The following is an 18,887-nucleotide window of genomic DNA, read 5'->3' on the forward strand; positions in this document are numbered from 1 at the left end:
AAAAGAGTAACAAATTTTGTTAATTTATGTGAGTGTGGACGTTAAGCGCGCAGCAAAGCAGCGTACATCGTGCGTCGGACTTATCGAACGACAGAATTTCCAGTATAATAGCCGCCTTTTTTCATTCAGTTGTGACATCAGCTAAAGCTGCGACCTCGTCGCCTGCAGGGCAGACGACAATCCGCCGACGGCTAAGTTAAGGGATATCTCATGCGTACAGAATATTGCGGACAGCTTCGACAGTCCCACGTTGGGCAGCAGGTGACTCTGTGTGGTTGGGTCAACCGCCGTCGCGATCTCGGTAGCCTCATTTTTATCGATATGCGCGACCGCGAAGGCATCGTTCAGGTGTTTTTCGATCCGGATCGTGCGGATGCGTTGAAGTTAGCCTCTGAACTGCGTAATGAGTTCTGCATTCAGGTCACTGGCACCGTTCGCGCGCGTGAAGAGAAAAACATCAACGCGGACATGGCCACCGGCGCTATCGAAGTGCTGGCTTCCGATCTGACGATCATTAACCGCTCAGAATCGCTGCCGCTGGACTCCAATCACGTCAACACCGAAGAAGCGCGTCTGAAATACCGCTACCTCGACCTGCGTCGTCCGGAGATGGCGCAGCGCCTGAAAACCCGCGCGAAAATTACCAGCTTTGTGCGCCGCTTTATGGACGACCATGGCTTCCTCGACATCGAAACCCCGATGCTGACTAAAGCCACCCCGGAAGGCGCCCGCGATTACCTCGTGCCTTCCCGCGTGCACAAAGGCAAATTCTACGCGCTGCCGCAGTCGCCGCAGCTGTTCAAACAGCTGCTGATGATGTCCGGCTTCGATCGCTACTATCAGATCGTCAAATGCTTCCGCGATGAAGACCTGCGTGCCGACCGTCAGCCTGAATTCACCCAGATCGACGTGGAAACCTCCTTTATGACCGCGCCGCAGGTGCGTGAGATCATGGAGGCGATGGTGCGTCAGCTGTGGCTGGAAGTGAAAGGCGTCGACCTGGGCGAGTTCCCGATCATGACCTTCGCCGAAGCCGAACGTCGCTATGGCTCCGATAAACCGGATCTGCGTAACCCGATGGAGCTGGTGGACGTCGCCGACCTGCTGAAGTCTGTGGAATTCGCGGTCTTTGCCGGCCCGGCCAACGATCCGAAAGGGCGCGTGGCGGCCCTGCGCGTCCCGGGCGGGGCCTCTCTGACCCGCAAGCTGATTGACGAATACGGCAACTTTGTGAAGATCTACGGCGCGAAAGGGCTGGCCTATATTAAAGTGACCGAGCGTGCCAAAGGCATGGACGGGATCAACAGCCCGGTGGCCAAATTCCTGACCGCTGAAATCGTGGAAGCGATCCTTGACCGCACCGGCGCGCAGGATGGAGACATGATCTTCTTCGGCGCCGACAACAAGAAAGTAGTGGCCGACGCGCTGGGCGCGCTGCGTCTGAAGCTGGGTAAAGACCTGAGTCTGACTGACGAGAGCAAATGGGCGCCGCTGTGGGTGATCGACTTCCCGATGTTCGAAGACGACGGCGAAGGCGGCCTGACGGCGATGCACCATCCGTTCACCTCGCCGAAAGATATGACCGCGGATGAGCTGAAAGCCGCGCCGGAAGAGGCTGTAGCCAACGCCTACGATATGGTTATTAACGGTTATGAAGTCGGCGGCGGTTCGGTGCGAATCCACCGCGGCGAGATGCAGCAGACCGTATTTGGTATTCTGGGCATTAACGAACAGGAACAGCGTGAGAAATTCGGCTTCCTGCTGGATGCACTGAAGTACGGTACGCCGCCGCATGCGGGTCTGGCCTTCGGTCTTGACCGTCTGACCATGCTGCTGACCGGTACCGATAACATCCGCGACGTTATCGCTTTCCCGAAAACCACCGCGGCCGCCTGCCTGATGACCGAAGCGCCAAGCTTCGCCAATCCGGCGGCGCTCGGTGAACTGGGTATTCAGGTTGTGGAGAAAGAGGCAAAAGCGTCTCTGGAGAACAAGTAATATGTCATTTAAGCTGCCCGTTTCGGTGCTGGTGGTGATTTACGCCGAAGATACGAAACGGGTGCTGATGTTGCAGCGGCGCGACGATCCCGCGTTCTGGCAGTCGGTCACCGGCAGCCTGGAAGCTGGAGAGACCGCGCTGCAGGCCGCCGCGCGTGAAGTAAAGGAAGAGGTCGCCATTGACGTTGCCTGCGAGCAACTGACCTTAATCGACTGTCAGCGCACGGTGGAGTTCGAGATATTTTCTCATTTGCGTCATCGCTATGCGCCGGGTGTAGAGCGCAATACGGAATTCTGGTTCTGTCTTGCGCTGCCTCATGAGCGGGAGATTACTTTCACCGAACATCTGGCCTATCGCTGGGTCAGCGCGACGGAAGCCGCTGCGCTGACCAAGTCGTGGAGCAACCGGCAGGCGATTGAAGAATTTGTAATTAACGCCGCCTGAAAGGGCGCGCTTTTTGGAGAGTTTTTTATGGCAGGTCATAGTAAATGGGCCAACACCAAACACCGCAAAGCGGCACAGGATGCCAAACGCGGTAAAATCTTTACGAAAATCATTCGCGAGCTGGTCACCGCCGCGCGTCTGGGCGGCGGCGATCCGGCTTCCAACCCGCGTCTGCGTGCGGCCGTTGATAAAGCGCTGTCTAACAACATGACTCGCGACACCCTGAACCGCGCCATCGCGCGCGGCGTCGGCGGCGATGAAGACGCGAACATGGAAACCATCATTTATGAAGGCTACGGTCCTGGCGGCACCGCGGTGATGGTGGAATGTCTGTCCGACAACCGTAACCGTACCGTTGCGGAAGTGCGTCACGCCTTCACCAAAACCGGGGGTAACCTCGGCACCGATGGTTCCGTCTCCTACCTGTTCAGCAAGAAAGGCGTTATCTCCTTCGAGAAAGGCGATGAAGACACTATCATGGAAGCGGCGCTGGAAGCAGGCGCAGAAGACGTGGTGACCTATGACGACGGCGCCATCGACGTCTACACCGCCTGGGAAGAGATGGGCGCTGTGCGCGACGCGCTGGAAGCCGCCGGCCTGAAAGCCGACGCTGCCGAAGTCTCAATGATTCCGTCCACCAAAGCGGATATGGATGCCGAGACGGCGCCGAAGCTGCTGCGTCTGATCGATATGCTCGAAGACTGCGACGACGTGCAGGAAGTGTACCATAACGGCGAGATCTCCGACGAGGTCGCAGCCACCCTGTGATGCAGCCGCATCCACGGTTAACCGGAGGCGCGTGATGGCTATTATTCTCGGCATTGACCCGGGGTCGCGCGTTACCGGTTATGGCGTGATCCGCCAGGTTGGGCGGCAGCTGAGCTACCTGGGCAGCGGATGCATCCGCACCAAAGTGGACGATCTGCCGTCGCGGCTGAAGCTGATCTACGCCGGGGTGACGGAGATCATCACCCAGTTCCAGCCCGACTATTTCGCCATTGAGCAGGTCTTTATGGCCAAGAATGCCGACTCGGCGTTAAAGCTCGGGCAGGCGCGCGGGGTGGCGATCGTCGCAGCGACCAATCAGGCGCTGCCGGTGTTTGAATACGCCGCCCGTCAGGTCAAGCAGACCGTGGTCGGGATTGGCAGCGCCGAAAAGAGCCAGGTCCAGCATATGGTGCGCACCTTGCTCAAGCTGCCCGCCAATCCGCAGGCGGATGCGGCGGATGCGCTGGCGATCGCCATCACCCATTGCCATGTCAGCCAGAATGCCGCTCAGATCAGCGAGACCCGGCTCAATCTGGCGCGGGGGCGCTTACGATAATCGCAAATCAGGCTGGATATCTATCCAGCCTTTTTTTATGATACCGCCAGATACTTAGACCATAACGCAGGAGCCCCACGTGATAGGCAGACTCAGAGGCATCATTCTCGAAAAACAACCCCCGCTGGTGTTGCTGGAAACGGCGGGCGTCGGCTATGAAGTGCATATGCCAATGACCTGCTTCTATGAGCTGCCGGAGGCCGGGCAGGAGGCGATCGTCTTCACCCACTTTGTGGTGCGTGAAGATGCCCAGCTGCTGTATGGGTTTAACAACAAACAGGAACGTACCCTGTTTAAAGAGCTGATTAAAACCAACGGCGTGGGGCCCAAGCTGGCGCTGGCGATCCTCTCCGGCATGTCGGCGCAGCAGTTCGTCAACGCCGTTGAACGGGAAGAGGTCGCCTCGCTGGTGAAGCTGCCGGGGATTGGCAAAAAAACCGCTGAGCGTCTGATCGTTGAGATGAAAGACCGCTTCAAAGGGCTGCACGGCGACCTGTTCACCCCGGCGGCCGATCTGGTGCTGACCTCGCCGGCAGGCCCAACGGCGGACGATGCCGAGCAGGAAGCGGTTGCCGCGCTGGTCGCGCTGGGCTATAAACCGCAGGAGGCCAGCCGGATGGTCAGCAAGATCGCGCGTCCGGACGCCAACAGTGAAACGCTAATTCGCGAAGCGCTGCGCGCTGCGTTGTGAGGTAAGGGATGATTGAAGCAGACCGGCTGGTATCGGCAGACAGCAGCGGCTTTGAAGAGGCCGCTGACCGCGCCATCCGCCCAAAATTGCTGGCAGAGTATGTCGGCCAGCCGCAGGTGCGTTCGCAGATGGAGATCTTTATCCAGGCGGCGAAGCTGCGCGGCGACGCCCTCGATCACCTGCTGATTTTTGGCCCGCCAGGGTTGGGGAAAACCACCCTGGCCAATATTGTCGCCAATGAAATGGGGGTGAATCTGCGTACCACCTCCGGCCCGGTGCTGGAGAAGGCGGGCGACCTCGCCGCGATGCTCACCAACCTCGAACCGCACGATGTACTGTTTATCGATGAGATCCATCGCCTCTCGCCGGTGGTGGAAGAGGTGCTCTATCCGGCAATGGAAGACTACCAGCTGGATATTATGATTGGCGAAGGTCCGGCGGCGCGTTCCATCAAGATCGATCTGCCGCCGTTTACCCTGATCGGCGCCACCACCCGCGCCGGTTCGTTGACCTCGCCGCTGCGCGACCGCTTTGGCATCGTGCAGCGTCTGGAGTTCTATCAGATCCCCGATCTGCAGCATATTGTCAGCCGCAGCGCCCGCCATATGGGGCTGGAGATGAGCGACGAGGGCGCGCTGGAAGTAGCCCGCCGTTCACGCGGCACGCCGCGTATTGCCAACCGTCTGCTGCGCCGGGTGCGTGACTTCGCGGAAGTGCGCCACGACGGCACCATCTCCGCCGATATTGCCGCCCAGGCGCTGGATATGCTTAACGTCGATGCGGAAGGGTTCGACTATATGGACCGTAAGCTGCTGCTGGCGGTGATAGATAAGTTCTTTGGCGGCCCGGTGGGGCTGGATAACCTCGCCGCCGCGATTGGCGAAGAGCGGGAAACCATTGAAGATGTACTGGAGCCCTACTTAATTCAGCAGGGCTTTCTGCAGCGTACGCCGCGGGGAAGAATGGCGACGGTGCGCGCCTGGAATCATTTCGGGATTACGCCGCCGGAAATGCCGTAGCGCGTTGCGGTTGAGCAGTTTATGGTGAAGCCCGGTCAGCAGCGTGACCGGGCTTTTTCATTTTCAGCTGGCGGCTTTTTTCGTCATGCTGAGAATAAACAGCACCGCGGCGCAGAGCACCACCGACGGCCCGGCCGGGGTATCGTAGAAAGCCGAGAAGGTTAACCCGCCGGTAACGGCCAGCATGCCCACGCCCACCGCCACGGCGGCCATCTGCTCCGGCGTACGGGCAAAACGGCGGGCGGTGGCGGCCGGGATAATCAGCAGGGAAGTGATGATCAGCGCCCCGACGAACTTCATCGCCACGCCGATAGTCAGGGCGGTGACCAGCATCAACAGCAGCTTGACCCGCTGCAGCTTCACGCCGTCGACAAACGCCAGGTCCGGACTGATGGTCATCGCCAGCAGATTCCGCCACTGCCAGAGCAGAATGCCAATCACAATCACCACGCCAATGGCAATGGCGATCAGGTCCTGCGGCGTAACCGCCAGCAGATCGCCGAACAGGTACGCCATCAGATCGACGCGGACGTTAGACATCAGACTGACAACCACCAGCCCCAGGGACAGCGCGCTGTGCGCCATGATGCCCAGCAGGGTATCGATCGCCAGATGCGGTCGTTTTTCCAGCCACACCAGCCCGCCGGCCAGCAGCAGGGTCACGACGATCACCGCATAGAACGGATTGACGTTAAGCAATAAACCGAAAGCGACGCCGAGCAGAGACGCATGCGCCAGCGTGTCGCCGAAATAAGACATGCGGCGCCAGACCACAAAGGAGCCCAGCGGACCAGCGGCGCAGGCCAGCATCATCCCGGCAAGCCAGCCAGGTAACAGAAGTTCAATCATTAGCGGCTGTTTCCCCGACGCAGTACAATTCGCCCCTGAAGGTCGTGGCGGTGATTATGGTGGTGGCGGTATATCCCCAGCTGTTCCGCGCCGCGCGGGCCGAACATGGAGATAAACTCCGGGTGCATGGAGACCACCTCCGGTGCGCCAGAGCAGCAGATATGCTGGTTCAGGCACAGAACTTCGTCGGTTTTGGCCATCACCAGATGCAGATCGTGGGATACCATTAGCACCGCGCAGTCCAGTTCATGGCGCAGCTGGTTGATAAGATCGTAGAGCGCCACCTGGCCGTTGACGTCAACACCCTGGGTCGGTTCATCCAGCACCAGCAGCTGCGGACGGTTGAGCAGGGCGCGGGCCAGCAGTACGCGCTGCGTTTCGCCGCCGGAGAGCTTTTGCATCGGCGCATCGATCAGATGCCCCGCCTGCACGCGCTTCAGCGCCGGCAGGATGTCGTCTTTACGGGTGCCCGGGCGCAAACGCAGGAAGCGGCTAACGGTCAGCGGCAGCGTGGCGTCCAGATGCAGTTTCTGCGGCACATAGCCGATGCGCAGGCGTGCGTCACGCTTGATAACACCCTCTGTCGGTGCTACCAGCCCGAGAACCACCCGCACAAGGGTCGATTTGCCGGCGCCGTTGGGGCCCAGCAGGGTTAAGATTTTGCCTGGCGTGAGAGCCAGCGAGATGTCAGACAACACGCGGCGTTGGCCAAAGGCCACCGAGACATTTTCCAGCGTTACAAGGTTTGTCATAGTAATTTAGGGGTTGCACAAGCTAGTGAATGTTATAATATCACATCACACTCACTTATTTCGATGACTAGACGCATTATGTTACATAAAAATACGCTTCTTTGCGCTGGACTTGGCGCTGTTTTTTTGTTCGCGCAGGTACCGCTGGCCAGCGCCGCCGTGGTGACTTCTATGAAACCGCTGGGCTTTATTGCGGCGGCCATCGCCGATGGGGTGACCGAGACCCAGGTGCTGCTGCCCGATGGCGCCTCCGAGCATGATTATTCCCTCCGTCCTTCTGATGTAAAACGCTTACAGAACGCAGACTTAGTGGTGTGGATTGGTCCGGAAATGGAAGCCTTTATGGATAAGTCGACGCAAAGCATTGCGGCGAATAAAAAGGTGACGATTGCCGAGCTGGATGGGGTCAAACCGCTGCTCATCACCGGGGCGGACGACGATGACGATCACCATGGTCATGACCATGGCGCAGCAGAAAAAGGTGACGGCGATCACCATCACGGTATTTACAATATGCATCTGTGGTTATCCCCAGAGATAGCGCGGCTTTCGGCGGTTGCAATCCACGATAAATTATTGGAACTTATGCCGCAGAGTCGAGCCAAACTCGACAGCAACCTGCAGCAGTTCGAGACCGCGCTGGCGGCGACCGACAAGCAGGTGAGCAATGAGCTGGCACCGCTGAAAGGGAAGGGCTATTTCGTTTTTCATGACGCCTACGGTTACTTTGAAAAACACTACGGTTTGACCTCGCTGGGGCACTTTACCGTCAACCCTGAAATACAGCCCGGTGCGCAGCGTTTACACGAAATCAGAACACAACTGGTTGAGCAGAAAGCCACTTGCGTTTTTGCTGAGCCACAGTTCAGGCCAGCGGTTATCGAAGCTGTTGCCCGGGGCACGTCTGTGCGCATGGGGACCCTGGATCCACTGGGGACAGGAATTACGCTGGGTAAAACGAGTTACCCGCAATTCCTCACCCAACTGGCGAATCAGTATTCGAGCTGCCTGAAAGGAGATTAACGAGGAAGTGAATACGTGCAACAGATAGCCCGCGCTGTCACTCAGGCATTCAACAATCTGCCACGACCTCATCGCGTTATGCTGGGGTCGCTTAGCGTTCTTACCTTAGCGGTCGCCGTCTGGCGACCCTACATTTACCACCCGGAATCCGCCCCCATCGTCAGAACCATTGAACTGGAAAAAAGCGAGATCCGCTCCCTGCTGCCGGAAGCCTCCGAGCCGATCGATCAGGCCCCGCAGGAAGAAGAAGCCATTCCTCAGGATGAGCTCGACGAAAAAGCCGATAGCGATGCCGGCGGGCACGAATATGTGGTGTCGACCGGCGATACGCTCAGCAGTATTCTGAACCAGTACGGTATCGATATGGGCGATATCGCCCAGCTTTCCTCCGCCGATAAAGAGCTGCGCAACCTGAAGATTGGCCAGCAGCTCTCCTGGACCCTGACCGCCGACGGCGATCTGCAGAGCCTGACCTGGGAGATGTCCCGCCGCGAGACCCGCACCTATACCCGTGTGGATAACGGTTTTAAAATGAGCAGCGAGCTGCAGAAAGGCGATTGGGTCAACAGCGTGCTGAAGGGCACCGTCGGCGCCAGCTTTGTCTCCAGCGCGCGTGATGCCGGGCTGACCAGCACGGAAATCAACGCGGTGATCAAGGCCATGCAGTGGCAGATGGATTTCCGTAAGCTGAAGAAAGGCGACGAATTCTCGGTATTGATGTCGCGCGAAATGCTCGACGGCAAACGTGAGCAAAGCCAGTTACTCGGCGTGCGTCTTCGCTCTGACGGTAAGGATTACTATGCCATCCGCGCCGAAGACGGCAAATTCTACGACCGCAACGGGACGGGTCTGGCGAAGGGCTTTATGCGCTTCCCAACGGCGCGTCAGTTCCGCGTCTCCTCTAACTTTAATCCGCGTCGTCTGAACCCGGTCACCGGCCGCGTCGCGCCGCACCGTGGCGTCGATTTCGCGATGCCGCAGGGAACGCCAGTGCTGGCGGTGGGCGATGGTGAAGTAGTCGTGGCCAAACGCAGCGGCGCTGCCGGGTATTACGTCGCGATCCGCCACGGTCGCACCTATACCACTCGCTACATGCACCTGCGTAAGCTGTTAGTGAAGCCGGGGCAGAAAGTGAAGCGCGGGGATCGCATTGCGCTGTCGGGGAATACCGGACGCTCTACCGGGCCACACCTGCACTACGAAGTGTGGATCAACCAGCAGGCGGTCAACCCGCTGACGGCTAAGCTGCCGCGTACCGAAGGGCTGAGCGGTTCCGACCGGACCGACTATCTGGCGCAGGTCAAAGAGGTCGTTACGCAGCTGCGGTTTGACTAACCACCGGTCAGTGGAAAGCCGGTGCCCCAGGGCGCCGGCTTTTTCTTTTGTAGGATACCCGACGTCTCGCTACACTATCCCATTATCTTGATTAAGCAGTCGATCTGCGGATTGGGCATGGAAACGAAAAAAAATAATATTGAGTTTATCCCTAAGTTTGAAAAATCCTTTTTACTGCCGCGCTACTGGGGCGCCTGGCTGGGGGTCTTTGCCTTCGCCGGTATTGCGCTGACGCCGCCATCCTTTCGCGATCCGCTCCTCGGCAAACTCGGTCGTCTGGTAGGGCGTCTGGCGAAAAGCTCGCGCCGCCGGGCGCAGATTAATTTGCTGTACTGCTTCCCGGAAAAAAGCGAGTACGAGCGGGAAGCGATTATCGACGCCATGTATGCCTCGGCGCCGCAGGCGATGGTGATGATGGCCGAGCTGGGCCTGCGCGATCCGCAGAAAATCCTTTCCCGCGTCGACTGGCAGGGGAAAGCGATCATCGACGAGATGCAGCGCAATAATGAGAAGGTGATTTTTCTCGTTCCGCATGCATGGGGTGTGGATATCCCGGCGATGCTGATGGCCTCCGGCGGGCAGAAGATGGCGGCGATGTTCCATAACCAGGGTAACCCGGTGTTCGATTACGTGTGGAATACCGTGCGTCGTCGTTTTGGCGGGCGTATGCACGCGCGCAACGATGGGATCAAACCGTTTATTCAGTCGGTGCGCCAGGGCTACTGGGGCTACTATCTGCCCGATCAGGATCACGGCGCCGAACACAGCGAGTTTGTGGATTTCTTTGCTACCTACAAGGCCACGCTGCCGGCGATTGGCCGCTTAATGAAAGTGTGCCGCGCCCGCGTCGTACCGCTGTTCCCGGTCTACGATGGCAAGACGCACCGCCTGACGGTGCTGGTGCGCCCGCCGATGGACGATCTGCTGGACGCTGACGATACGACCATCGCCCGGCGGATGAACGAAGAAGTGGAAGTGTTTGTTAAGCCGCACACCGAGCAGTATACCTGGATCCTGAAGCTGCTGAAAACGCGCAAGCCGGGTGAAATCGAGCCCTATAAACGCAAAGAGCTGTTCCCGAAAAAGAAATAAAAAAAGCCTCCGTCAGGAGGCTTTTTTATCTCTACCGTGCTTACTCGACGGTGAGGATACGAGTGGTGTTGGTGCTGCCGATGGTGCTCATCACGTCACCCTGGGTCACGACCACGAGGTCGCCGGAGACCAGATAGCCTTTGTCCCGCAGCAGATTGACGGCGTCGTGCGCGGCGGCCACCCCGTCATTCTGGCTGTCGAAGAACACCGGCGTCACCCCGCGGTAGAGGGCGGTCAGGTTCAGGGTGCGCTCGTGGCGGGAGAGGGCGAAAATCGGCAGACCGGAGCTAATGCGCGAAGTCATCAGCGCGGTACGGCCCGATTCGGTCATGGTGATGATGGCGGTAATGCCTTTCAGGTGGTTGGCGGCATACATCGCCGACATGGCAATCGCTTCTTCCACGTTGTCGAACTGGACGTCCAGACGGTGTTTGGAGACGTTGAGGCTAGGGATTTTTTCCGCGCCCAGACACACGCGCGCCATCGCGGCCACGGTTTCCGAAGGATACTGACCGGCAGCGGTCTCCGCGGAGAGCATCACCGCATCGGTACCATCCAGCACGGCGTTGGCCACGTCCATCACTTCCGCGCGAGTCGGCATCGGGTTGGTGATCATCGACTCCATCATCTGGGTGGCGGTGATGACGGAACGGTTCAGCTGACGGGCACGACGGATCAGCGCTTTCTGGATGCCCACCAGCTCAGGATCGCCGATCTCGACGCCGAGGTCGCCACGGGCAACCATTACCACATCGGAGGCGAGGATCACGTCGTCCATCGCATCCTGATCGCAAACCGCTTCGGCACGCTCAACTTTGGCGACGATTTTCGCATCGCAGCCGGCATCGCGCGCCAGGCGACGGGCGTAGTTCAGGTCTTCGCCGCAGCGCGGGAAAGAGACGGCCAGGTAGTCGACGCCGATTTTAGCGGCGGTGACGATATCAGCTTTATCTTTGTCGGTCAGCGCTTCGGCAGACAGGCCGCCGCCCAGCTTGTTGATCCCTTTGTTGTTGGACAACGGGCCGCCGACGGTCACTTCAGTGAACACTTTCATCCCCTGAACTTCGAGGACTTTCAGCTGCACGCGACCATCGTCGAGCAATAAGATATCGCCCGGCACGACGTCCGCCGGCAGGCCTTTATAGTCGATCCCGACTTTCTCTTTGTCGCCTTCGCCTTTGCCAAGGTTTGCGTCGAGCAGGAATTTATCGCCGACGTTGAGGAAAATTTTGCCTTCTTTGAAGGTCGATACGCGAATTTTTGGTCCCTGGAGGTCGCCGAGGATGGCCACATGACGGCCCAGTTTTGCCGCAATCTCACGCACTTTGTCGGCACGGAGCTGATGATCTTCCGGGGTGCCGTGAGAGAAGTTCATACGTACTACGTTTGCGCCCGCGGCGATAACCTTTTCCAGGTTGTTATCGCGGTCAGTTGCCGGGCCTAAGGTAGTAACGATTTTGGTTCTGCGAAGCCTTCTGGACATGTAATACTCCGTTGACTGATACAACTTTGGTGTTGCGTGAACATGGATTCGGTAGCGCCAGCCTGCAACGTCGCACAGCCGGATCGTTATCGAAGGTGTAATGGGGTACTGCTTGTTATCAACTTTTATTGATTATCACTGGGTACGAATGGTTCTTTATCAAAACGCGATTCCTTCAGCGCTTCCTTGACCCTCTTCAAGTTATCTCTGAATTTTGCCCCCCGACGCAAGGTAAAGCCAGTCGCCAACACGTCAATGACGGTCAACTGGGCCAAACGGGAGACCATCGGCATATAGATGTCGGTATCTTCCGGCACATCAAGGGTAATGGCGAGCGTGGCTTCCCTGGCTAGCGGCGTACCGGCGGAGGTGAGCGCGATCACCATGGCATCGTTTTCACGAGCCAGCTGCGCCAGCTCCACCAGGCTCTTGGTTCTTCCGGTATGCGAGATAATCACCACCACATCATCGTCATCGCAATTCATACAGCTCATCCGTTGCAGGACAATGTCGTCGGAATAGATGACCGGCACGTTAAAGCGGAAAAATTTGTTCATCGCGTCGTGAGCGACCGCCGCTGAGGAGCCGAGGCCGAAAAAGGCGATTTTTTTGGCCTGAGTCAGCAGATCCACCGCGCGATTTACCGCCGACATGTCGAGAGAATGGTGCACCTGATCTAAACTCGCCATGGCCGATTCGAATATTTTTCCCGTGTATGACTCAACGCTGTCGTCTTCATCGACATTCCGGTTAACATAGAGCGTGCCGTGCGCAAGGCTCTGGGCCAGATGCAGTTTGAAGTCAGGGAATCCGCGGGTTTCGAGACTACGGCAGAAGCGATTGACGGTCGGTTCGCTAACCCCGGCCTCAAGGGCGAGGGCGGCGATGCTCGAATGAATGGCCTGCTCGGGGGTGGCGAGGATCACTTCCGCCACTTTGCGTTCAGATTTGCTAAGGTGTTCCAGTCGGGACTGGATTTTTTCCAGCATGTTCATTAGTAACAGGGCGCTCATCAATGGAAACGATTTCATTAATGGGTGAAATCATTGGGCGTTTTAGCAAGAATATACCCCTCCGCAAGCGCAAGCGGTGAGGAATGACGTGAAATGATGTTGTTTTTTTTCATTACATGATCAGGGTCGTATTTTACTGACCTGAACCAGGTACAAACAACGAACAATAACGGCCGAATGCCCAAATCATCGCCGAATGTTTTCACCCTGTGCGGTTTTACCGCCGCAAACGAAGGGGAAGGCTTTCGGGAAATACGTAAACACAGTACAGTGCAGTGTAAGAAAATTACAAATATAGCCTGGCAAAAGCACCAGACTATCAACTGAGGAGAATGACATGGCGGTAACGCAAACGGCCCAGGCATGCGACCTGGTCATTTTCGGCGCGAAGGGCGACCTGGCGCGGCGTAAATTGTTGCCTTCCCTGTATCAGCTTGAAAAGGCGGGCCAGATCCACGCTGACACCAGAATCATTGGCGTCGGCCGTGCCGACTGGGATAAAACGGCTTATACCAAAGTCGTGCGCGAAGCGCTGGAAACCTTCATGAAGGAAAAAATTGATGAAGGTTTGTGGGATACCCTGAGCGGACGCCTGGAGTTCTGTAATCTTGACGTCAATGACACCAGCGGCTTCACCCGCCTGGGTGAGATGCTGGATCAAAAGAACCGTGTCACCATCAACTATTTCGCCATGCCGCCGAGCACCTTTGGCGCGATCTGTAAAGGGCTGGGCGAAGCGAAGCTTAATGCCAAGCCTGCGCGCGTGGTCATGGAAAAACCGCTCGGCACCTCGCTGGAAACCTCCCGTGAAATCAACGACCAGGTCGGCGAGTTTTTTGAAGAGTGTCAGGTCTACCGTATCGACCACTATCTCGGTAAAGAGACGGTCCTCAACCTGCTGGCGCTGCGCTTCGCCAACTCCCTGTTCGTCAATAACTGGGACTGCCGCACCATCGATCACGTCGAAATCACCGTCGCGGAAGAGGTGGGTATTGAAGGGCGCTGGGGTTACTTCGACCAGGCCGGGCAGATGCGCGACATGATCCAGAACCACCTGCTGCAGATCCTGTGCATGATTGCCATGTCACCGCCGTCCGATCTCAGCGCCGACAGCATCCGTGATGAAAAGGTCAAGGTGCTGAAATCCCTGCGCCGTATTGACCGCTCCAACGTGCGCGAGAAAACCGTTCGCGGCCAGTATACCGCCGGCTTTGCCCAGGGCAAAAAAGTGCCTGGCTATCTCGAAGAGGAGGGGGCCAACAAGACCAGCAACACCGAAACCTTCGTGGCGATCCGCGTCGATATCGATAACTGGCGCTGGGCTGGCGTACCGTTCTATCTGCGCACCGGCAAACGTCTGCCGACCAAATGCTCAGAGGTAGTGGTTTACTTCAAAACCCCGGAACTGAATCTGTTTAAAGAGACCTGGCAGGAGCTGCCGCAGAACAAGCTGACCATTCGCCTGCAGCCGGACGAAGGGGTAGATATCCAGGTACTGAACAAAGTGCCGGGCCTCGATCATAAACATAACCTGCAGATCACTAAACTGGATCTGAGCTACTCCGAAACCTTCAACCAGACGCACCTGGCCGATGCCTATGAACGTCTGCTGCTGGAGACCATGCGTGGCATCCAGGCGCTGTTCGTTCGCCGTGACGAAGTAGAAGAGGCGTGGAAATGGGTTGACTCCATTACCGAAGCCTGGGCAGCCGACCGCGATGCGCCGAAACCGTATCAGGCCGGGACCTGGGGACCGGTTGCGTCGGTGGCCATGATCACTCGCGACGGTCGTTCATGGAACGAGTTCGAGTAAGGCTGGAGGCTAATCCGTCAGGGTTATTTTACCGGTAACATGATCTGACGCAGAAAGTCGCACGCTTTTTAATCTTTTAAGCCCCGTGAGGATTCACCCACGGGGCTTTTTTTATTACACTGCCTGCAGACATTTTGCCCCTGAGCGCTGGTGTTTGTGGCCTTTACCACGTCAACACGTCATCACGCAGCGGCCGGACAGATAAAAATTTGAGGAGCCTTTATGAATTCGACAATGTTACGGGTAACAAATCGCATTATCGAACGGTCGCGTGACACCCGCGCGGCTTACCTCGCAAGGATTAACCAGGCCAAAACCGACACCGTGCATCGTGCGCAACTGGCCTGCGGCAATCTGGCTCACGGATTCGCGGCCTGCCAGGCTGACGACAAAGCCTCCCTGAAGAGCATGTTGCGCAACAACATTGCCATCATCACCTCCTACAACGACATGTTGTCCGCTCACCAGCCCTATGAACACTACCCGGAGATCATCCGCAAAGCGCTGCACAGCGCCAATGCGGTCGGCCAGGTCGCCGGCGGCGTGCCGGCGATGTGCGACGGCGTAACGCAGGGGCAGGACGGGATGGAGCTTTCACTCCTGAGCCGAGAGGTGATCGCTATGTCCGCCGCCATCGGCCTGTCGCATAACATGTTCGACGGGGCCCTGTATCTCGGGGTCTGCGATAAAATTGTTCCCGGTCTGACCATGGCGGCGCTCTCATTTGGCCATCTGCCGTCGGTCTTTATTCCCTCCGGTCCGATGGCCAGCGGCCTGCCGAATAAAGAGAAGGTTCGCATTCGCCAGCTGTATGCAGAAGGGAAAGTTGACCGTATGGCGCTGCTGGAGTCCGAAGCCGCCTCTTATCACGCGCCGGGGACCTGTACTTTCTACGGAACGGCGAACACCAACCAGATGGTGGTCGAATTTATGGGCATGCAGCTGCCGGGCTCGTCCTTTGTCCATCCGGATGCTCCGCTGCGGGAAGCGCTGACCGCCGCCGCCGCGCGCCAGGTCACCCGCATGACCGGCAACGGCAATGAGTGGATGCCGCTGGGCAAAATGTTTGACGAAAAAGTGGTGGTCAACGGCATCGTGGCGCTGCTGGCGACCGGTGGCTCCACCAACCACACTATGCACCTGGTGGCGATGGCCCGCGCGGCGGGAATTATCATTAACTGGGACGATTTCTCCGACCTGTCAGACGTGGTGCCGCTGCTGGCGCGCCTCTATCCCAACGGCCCGGCGGATATCAACCACTTCCAGGCGGCAGGCGGCGTTCCGGTACTGGTGCGCGAGCTGCTGAAAGGCGGCCTGCTGCATGAGGATGTTCACACCGTGGCCGGCTTTGGCCTGTCGCGCTACACCCTGGAGCCATGGCTGAATAACGGCGAGCTGGACTGGCGCGAAGGGGCGACAGCGCCATTGGACGACCAGGTCATCGCGACCTTTGAAAAACCATTCTCCCGCCACGGCGGCACCAAGGTGCTGAGCGGCAACCTGGGACGCGCGGTGATGAAAACTTCGGCGGTCCCGGTGGAGAACCAGGTGATTGAAGCGCCGGCGGTGGTATTCGAGAGCCAGCACGACGTGTTGCCGGCCTTTGAAGCGGGGCTGCTGGACAAAGACTGCGTGGTGGTGGTCCGTCATCAGGGGCCAAAAGCGAATGGGATGCCAGAATTACATAAACTTATGCCGCCACTTGGTGTATTATTGGACCGCCGTTTCAAAATAGCGCTGGTGACCGATGGCCGACTCTCTGGCGCCTCCGGTAAAGTCCCGTCAGCCATTCACGTCACGCCTGAAGCGTATGATGGCGGCTTGCTGGCGAAAGTGCGCGATGGCGATCTTATTCGCGTGAACGGACAGACGGGGGAACTGACGCTGCTGGTGGATGAGGCCGAACTGGCGGCGCGTCAGCCGCATATCCCTGACCTCAGCGCGTCGCGCGTGGGAACCGGTCGGGAGATGTTTGGGGCGCTGCGTGAGAAGCTCTCTGGCGCGGAGCAGGGCGCAACCTGCATCACTTTTTAAGACGATTTAATTTCTAGATCTGGCGAGAGAAAATCCTGATGAAAAACTGGAAAACAACAGCAGAAGCAATCCTCACCTCCGGTCCGGTTGTCCCGGTTATCGTAGTGAAAAAGCTGGAACACGCGGTACCGATGGCGAAAGCGCTGGTGGCGGGCGGCGTTCGCGTGCTGGAAGTGACTCTGCGCACCGAGTGCGCCCTGGAGGCGATCCGCGCGATTGCCAAAGAAGTTCCGGACGCGATTGTCGGCGCGGGCACGGTTACCAACGTTGAGCAGTTGAAAGCGGTAACGGAAGCCGGCGCGCAGTTCGCTATCAGCCCGGGTCTTACCGAATCCCTGCTGAAAGCGGCGACCGAAGACGGCACCATCCCGCTGATCCCGGGGATCAGCACGGTATCTGAGCTGATGCTGGGTATGCAGTATGGCCTGAAAGAGTTTAAATTCTTCCCGGCGGAAGCCAACGGCGGCGTGAAAGCCTTGCAGGCGATTGCGGGTCCGTTCGGCCACATTCGTTTCTGCCCGACCGGCGGTATCTCTCCGGCCAACTACCGTGACTACCTGGCGCTGAACAGCGTACTGTGCATCGGCGGTTCCTGGCTGGTGCCAGCCGACGCCCTCGAAGCCGGCGACTACGATCGCATCACCACCCTCGCGCGAGAAGCGGTGGAAGGCGCGAAATAAACCACGCCTCCAGGTCAACAACCCGGTCTGCAGCAACGCGACCGGGTTTTTTGTCTTTACCCTTCGACGATGACCGCCGCGGCGGCGGCTTTAGCCCGCGCCACGGCCTCCTCAACCGAATCGGCGACGGCGAGGGTTACCCCCAGGCGGCGGGTACCGTCAATCTCCGGCTTGCCGAACAGACGCAGCTGCAGGCCAGCCCCGACGGCCGACTGCAGCTGGCCAAAGCTGACGTTCTGGCTGGACAACTGCGGAAGGATCACCGCGGAGGCGGCCGGACCATACTGGCGGATAGCGCCGACGGGTAGCCCGAGGAAGGCGCGAACGTGCAGGGCGAATTCCGAGAGATCCTGGGAGATAAGCGTCACCATCCCGGTGTCGTGTGGTCGCGGGGAGACTTCGCTGAAGATCACCTCGTCGCCGCATACGAACAGCTCCACGCCAAACAGACCATAACCTCCCAGCGCCAGCACCACCTTGCGGGCGATGGTCTGGGCACGCTCGAGGGCCAGGTCGCTCATCTGCTGCGGCTGCCAGGACTCACGGTAATCGCCGTCTTCCTGACGATGACCAACCGGAGCGCAGAAATGCACGCCATCGACAGCGCTGACGGTGAGCAGGGTGATTTCGAAATCGAAGTTCACCACCCCCTCGACGATCACCCGTCCGGCGCCAGCGCGGCCGCCCTGCTGCGCATAGCGCCAGGCTTCGCTGAGCTGGTCAGCCGAGCGGATAAAGCTCTGGCCTTTGCCGGAGGAGCTCATCACCGGTTTAACGATGCATGGCAAACCGATCTCGGTAACCGCCGCGCGGAAGCCTTCTTCGCTGTCGGCAAAACGATAGCGGGAGGTGGGAAGCTGCAGCTCTTCCGCCGCCAGGCGGCGAATGCCTTCGCGGTTCATGGTGAGCTTTGCCGCCCGCGCCGTGGGGACCACTTTCTGCCCGGCCTGTTCCAGTTCGACCAGGGTGTCGGTAGCGATAGCTTCGATCTCCGGCACGATATAATCAGGTTTTTCCTGTTCAATCAGGGCGCGCAGGCTCTCGCCGTGCAGCATATTGATGACATGGGCGCGGTGGGCGACCTGCATCGCCGGGGCATCGGGGTAGCGGTCTACGGCGATGGTTTCAATGCCCAGACGCTGACATTCAATAGCGACTTCTTTACCCAACTCGCCGGAACCTAACAGCATAACTTTGGTGGCTGCCGGGCGCAGCGCGGTGCCTAATACAGTCATAACTCTCATCCGCAGTAAAAAAAGATGGCAGCGATTATAAACGAAAACGTTTGCGTATGTCTTTACGCGCGTAACGCGCGTGAGTTGAGTCCGGGAGGGAA

General features: G+C 58.4%; 18 protein-coding genes. 13 read left to right on the forward strand and 5 right to left on the reverse strand.

What is annotated here, in order from left to right; all coding sequences use genetic code 11:
• The first annotated feature begins 210 nt into the window (after positions 1-210).
• The 6 genes from aspS (at position 211) to ruvB (ending at position 5,477) form a co-directional block, all read left to right on the forward strand.
• The gene (gene aspS, locus AB1E37_RS08855) at positions 211-1,998 is read left to right on the forward strand and encodes an aspartate--tRNA ligase (RefSeq protein ID WP_002911479.1); all 1,788 of its coding nucleotides are present in this window, start codon (positions 211-213) and stop codon (positions 1,996-1,998) included.
• 1 nt (position 1,999) lies between these two features.
• The gene (nudB, locus tag AB1E37_RS08860) at positions 2,000-2,443 is read left to right on the forward strand and encodes a dihydroneopterin triphosphate diphosphatase (protein WP_002911477.1); all 444 of its coding nucleotides are present in this window, start codon (positions 2,000-2,002) and stop codon (positions 2,441-2,443) included.
• A gap of 27 nt (positions 2,444-2,470) precedes the next feature.
• On the forward strand, positions 2,471-3,211 hold the full coding sequence (locus AB1E37_RS08865; RefSeq protein WP_002911459.1) for a YebC/PmpR family DNA-binding transcriptional regulator: 741 nt from the start codon (positions 2,471-2,473) through the stop codon (positions 3,209-3,211).
• Positions 3,212-3,245: 34 nt separating this feature from the next.
• Entirely contained in the window at positions 3,246-3,767 is a 522-nt protein-coding gene (ruvC, locus tag AB1E37_RS08870; RefSeq protein WP_002911456.1) for a crossover junction endodeoxyribonuclease RuvC, read from the forward strand.
• A gap of 79 nt (positions 3,768-3,846) precedes the next feature.
• The gene (gene ruvA / locus AB1E37_RS08875; RefSeq protein WP_002911454.1) at positions 3,847-4,458 is read left to right on the forward strand and encodes a Holliday junction branch migration protein RuvA; all 612 of its coding nucleotides are present in this window, start codon (positions 3,847-3,849) and stop codon (positions 4,456-4,458) included.
• Between the two features lie 8 nt (positions 4,459-4,466).
• Positions 4,467-5,477, forward strand: a complete 1,011-nt coding sequence (gene ruvB, locus AB1E37_RS08880) for a Holliday junction branch migration DNA helicase RuvB (RefSeq protein WP_004148860.1) — start codon at positions 4,467-4,469, stop codon at positions 5,475-5,477.
• Positions 5,478-5,540: 63 nt separating this feature from the next.
• On the opposite strand, the gene znuB is transcribed toward ruvB, so the two are convergent.
• Both znuB and znuC read right to left on the reverse strand, forming a co-directional pair.
• The gene (znuB, locus tag AB1E37_RS08885) at positions 5,541-6,326 is read right to left on the reverse strand and encodes a zinc ABC transporter permease subunit ZnuB (RefSeq protein WP_004899157.1); all 786 of its coding nucleotides are present in this window, start codon (positions 6,324-6,326) and stop codon (positions 5,541-5,543) included.
• Positions 6,326-7,045, reverse strand: coding sequence for a zinc ABC transporter ATP-binding protein ZnuC (gene znuC, locus AB1E37_RS08890; RefSeq protein ID WP_004197828.1), 720 nt, complete (start codon positions 7,043-7,045; stop codon positions 6,326-6,328). Before znuC ends, znuB begins: the two co-directional genes overlap by 1 nt.
• A 111-nt stretch (positions 7,046-7,156) precedes the next feature.
• Between znuC and znuA the strand changes: the two genes are divergently transcribed.
• From znuA to lpxM, 3 genes are all read left to right on the forward strand, one after another.
• Complete coding sequence (gene znuA, locus AB1E37_RS08895) at positions 7,157-8,101, forward strand: zinc ABC transporter substrate-binding protein ZnuA (RefSeq protein ID WP_004180437.1); 945 nt, start codon at positions 7,157-7,159, stop codon at positions 8,099-8,101.
• A 15-nt stretch (positions 8,102-8,116) separates the two neighbouring features.
• Positions 8,117-9,436, forward strand: a complete 1,320-nt coding sequence (gene mepM, locus AB1E37_RS08900) for a murein DD-endopeptidase MepM (protein WP_004899155.1) — start codon at positions 8,117-8,119, stop codon at positions 9,434-9,436.
• A 117-nt stretch (positions 9,437-9,553) separates the two neighbouring features.
• Entirely contained in the window at positions 9,554-10,528 is a 975-nt protein-coding gene (gene lpxM / locus AB1E37_RS08905) for a lauroyl-Kdo(2)-lipid IV(A) myristoyltransferase (RefSeq protein WP_004899153.1), read from the forward strand.
• A gap of 40 nt (positions 10,529-10,568) precedes the next feature.
• Here the strand turns inward: lpxM and pyk are convergent, their stop codons facing one another.
• Positions 10,569-12,011 (reverse strand): pyruvate kinase, encoded by a 1,443-nt coding sequence (gene pyk, locus AB1E37_RS08910; RefSeq protein WP_002911440.1) that lies wholly within the window; start codon positions 12,009-12,011, stop codon positions 10,569-10,571.
• A 125-nt stretch (positions 12,012-12,136) separates the two neighbouring features.
• Positions 12,137-13,042 (reverse strand): MurR/RpiR family transcriptional regulator, encoded by a 906-nt coding sequence (locus AB1E37_RS08915; RefSeq protein ID WP_004145555.1) that lies wholly within the window; start codon positions 13,040-13,042, stop codon positions 12,137-12,139.
• Between the two features lie 159 nt (positions 13,043-13,201).
• On the opposite strand from AB1E37_RS08915, the gene AB1E37_RS08920 reads away from it, so the two are divergent.
• The 4 genes from AB1E37_RS08920 (at position 13,202) to AB1E37_RS08935 (ending at position 17,551) form a co-directional block, all read left to right on the forward strand.
• Positions 13,202-13,351: a hypothetical protein gene (locus AB1E37_RS08920; protein WP_004145554.1), complete on the forward strand. Its 150-nt coding sequence runs from the start codon at positions 13,202-13,204 to the stop codon at positions 13,349-13,351.
• A gap of 10 nt (positions 13,352-13,361) precedes the next feature.
• Entirely contained in the window at positions 13,362-14,837 is a 1,476-nt protein-coding gene (gene zwf, locus AB1E37_RS08925; RefSeq protein ID WP_004899141.1) for a glucose-6-phosphate dehydrogenase, read from the forward strand.
• Between the two features lie 222 nt (positions 14,838-15,059).
• Positions 15,060-16,871 (forward strand): phosphogluconate dehydratase, encoded by a 1,812-nt coding sequence (gene edd, locus AB1E37_RS08930; RefSeq protein WP_002911425.1) that lies wholly within the window; start codon positions 15,060-15,062, stop codon positions 16,869-16,871.
• 38 nt (positions 16,872-16,909) lie between these two features.
• A complete protein-coding gene (locus AB1E37_RS08935; RefSeq protein ID WP_002911423.1) occupies positions 16,910-17,551 on the forward strand; it encodes a bifunctional 4-hydroxy-2-oxoglutarate aldolase/2-dehydro-3-deoxy-phosphogluconate aldolase in 642 nt (213 codons plus the stop codon).
• Positions 17,552-17,607: 56 nt separating this feature from the next.
• On the opposite strand, the gene purT is transcribed toward AB1E37_RS08935, so the two are convergent.
• Complete coding sequence (gene purT / locus AB1E37_RS08940) at positions 17,608-18,786, reverse strand: formate-dependent phosphoribosylglycinamide formyltransferase (RefSeq protein ID WP_004151450.1); 1,179 nt, start codon at positions 18,784-18,786, stop codon at positions 17,608-17,610.
• Between the last annotated feature and the right edge of the window lie 101 nt (positions 18,787-18,887).

It is taken from the genome of Klebsiella sp. Shm-1 (genome assembly GCF_040804525.1).
Taxonomy (GTDB): domain Bacteria; phylum Pseudomonadota; class Gammaproteobacteria; order Enterobacterales; family Enterobacteriaceae; genus Klebsiella; species Klebsiella pneumoniae.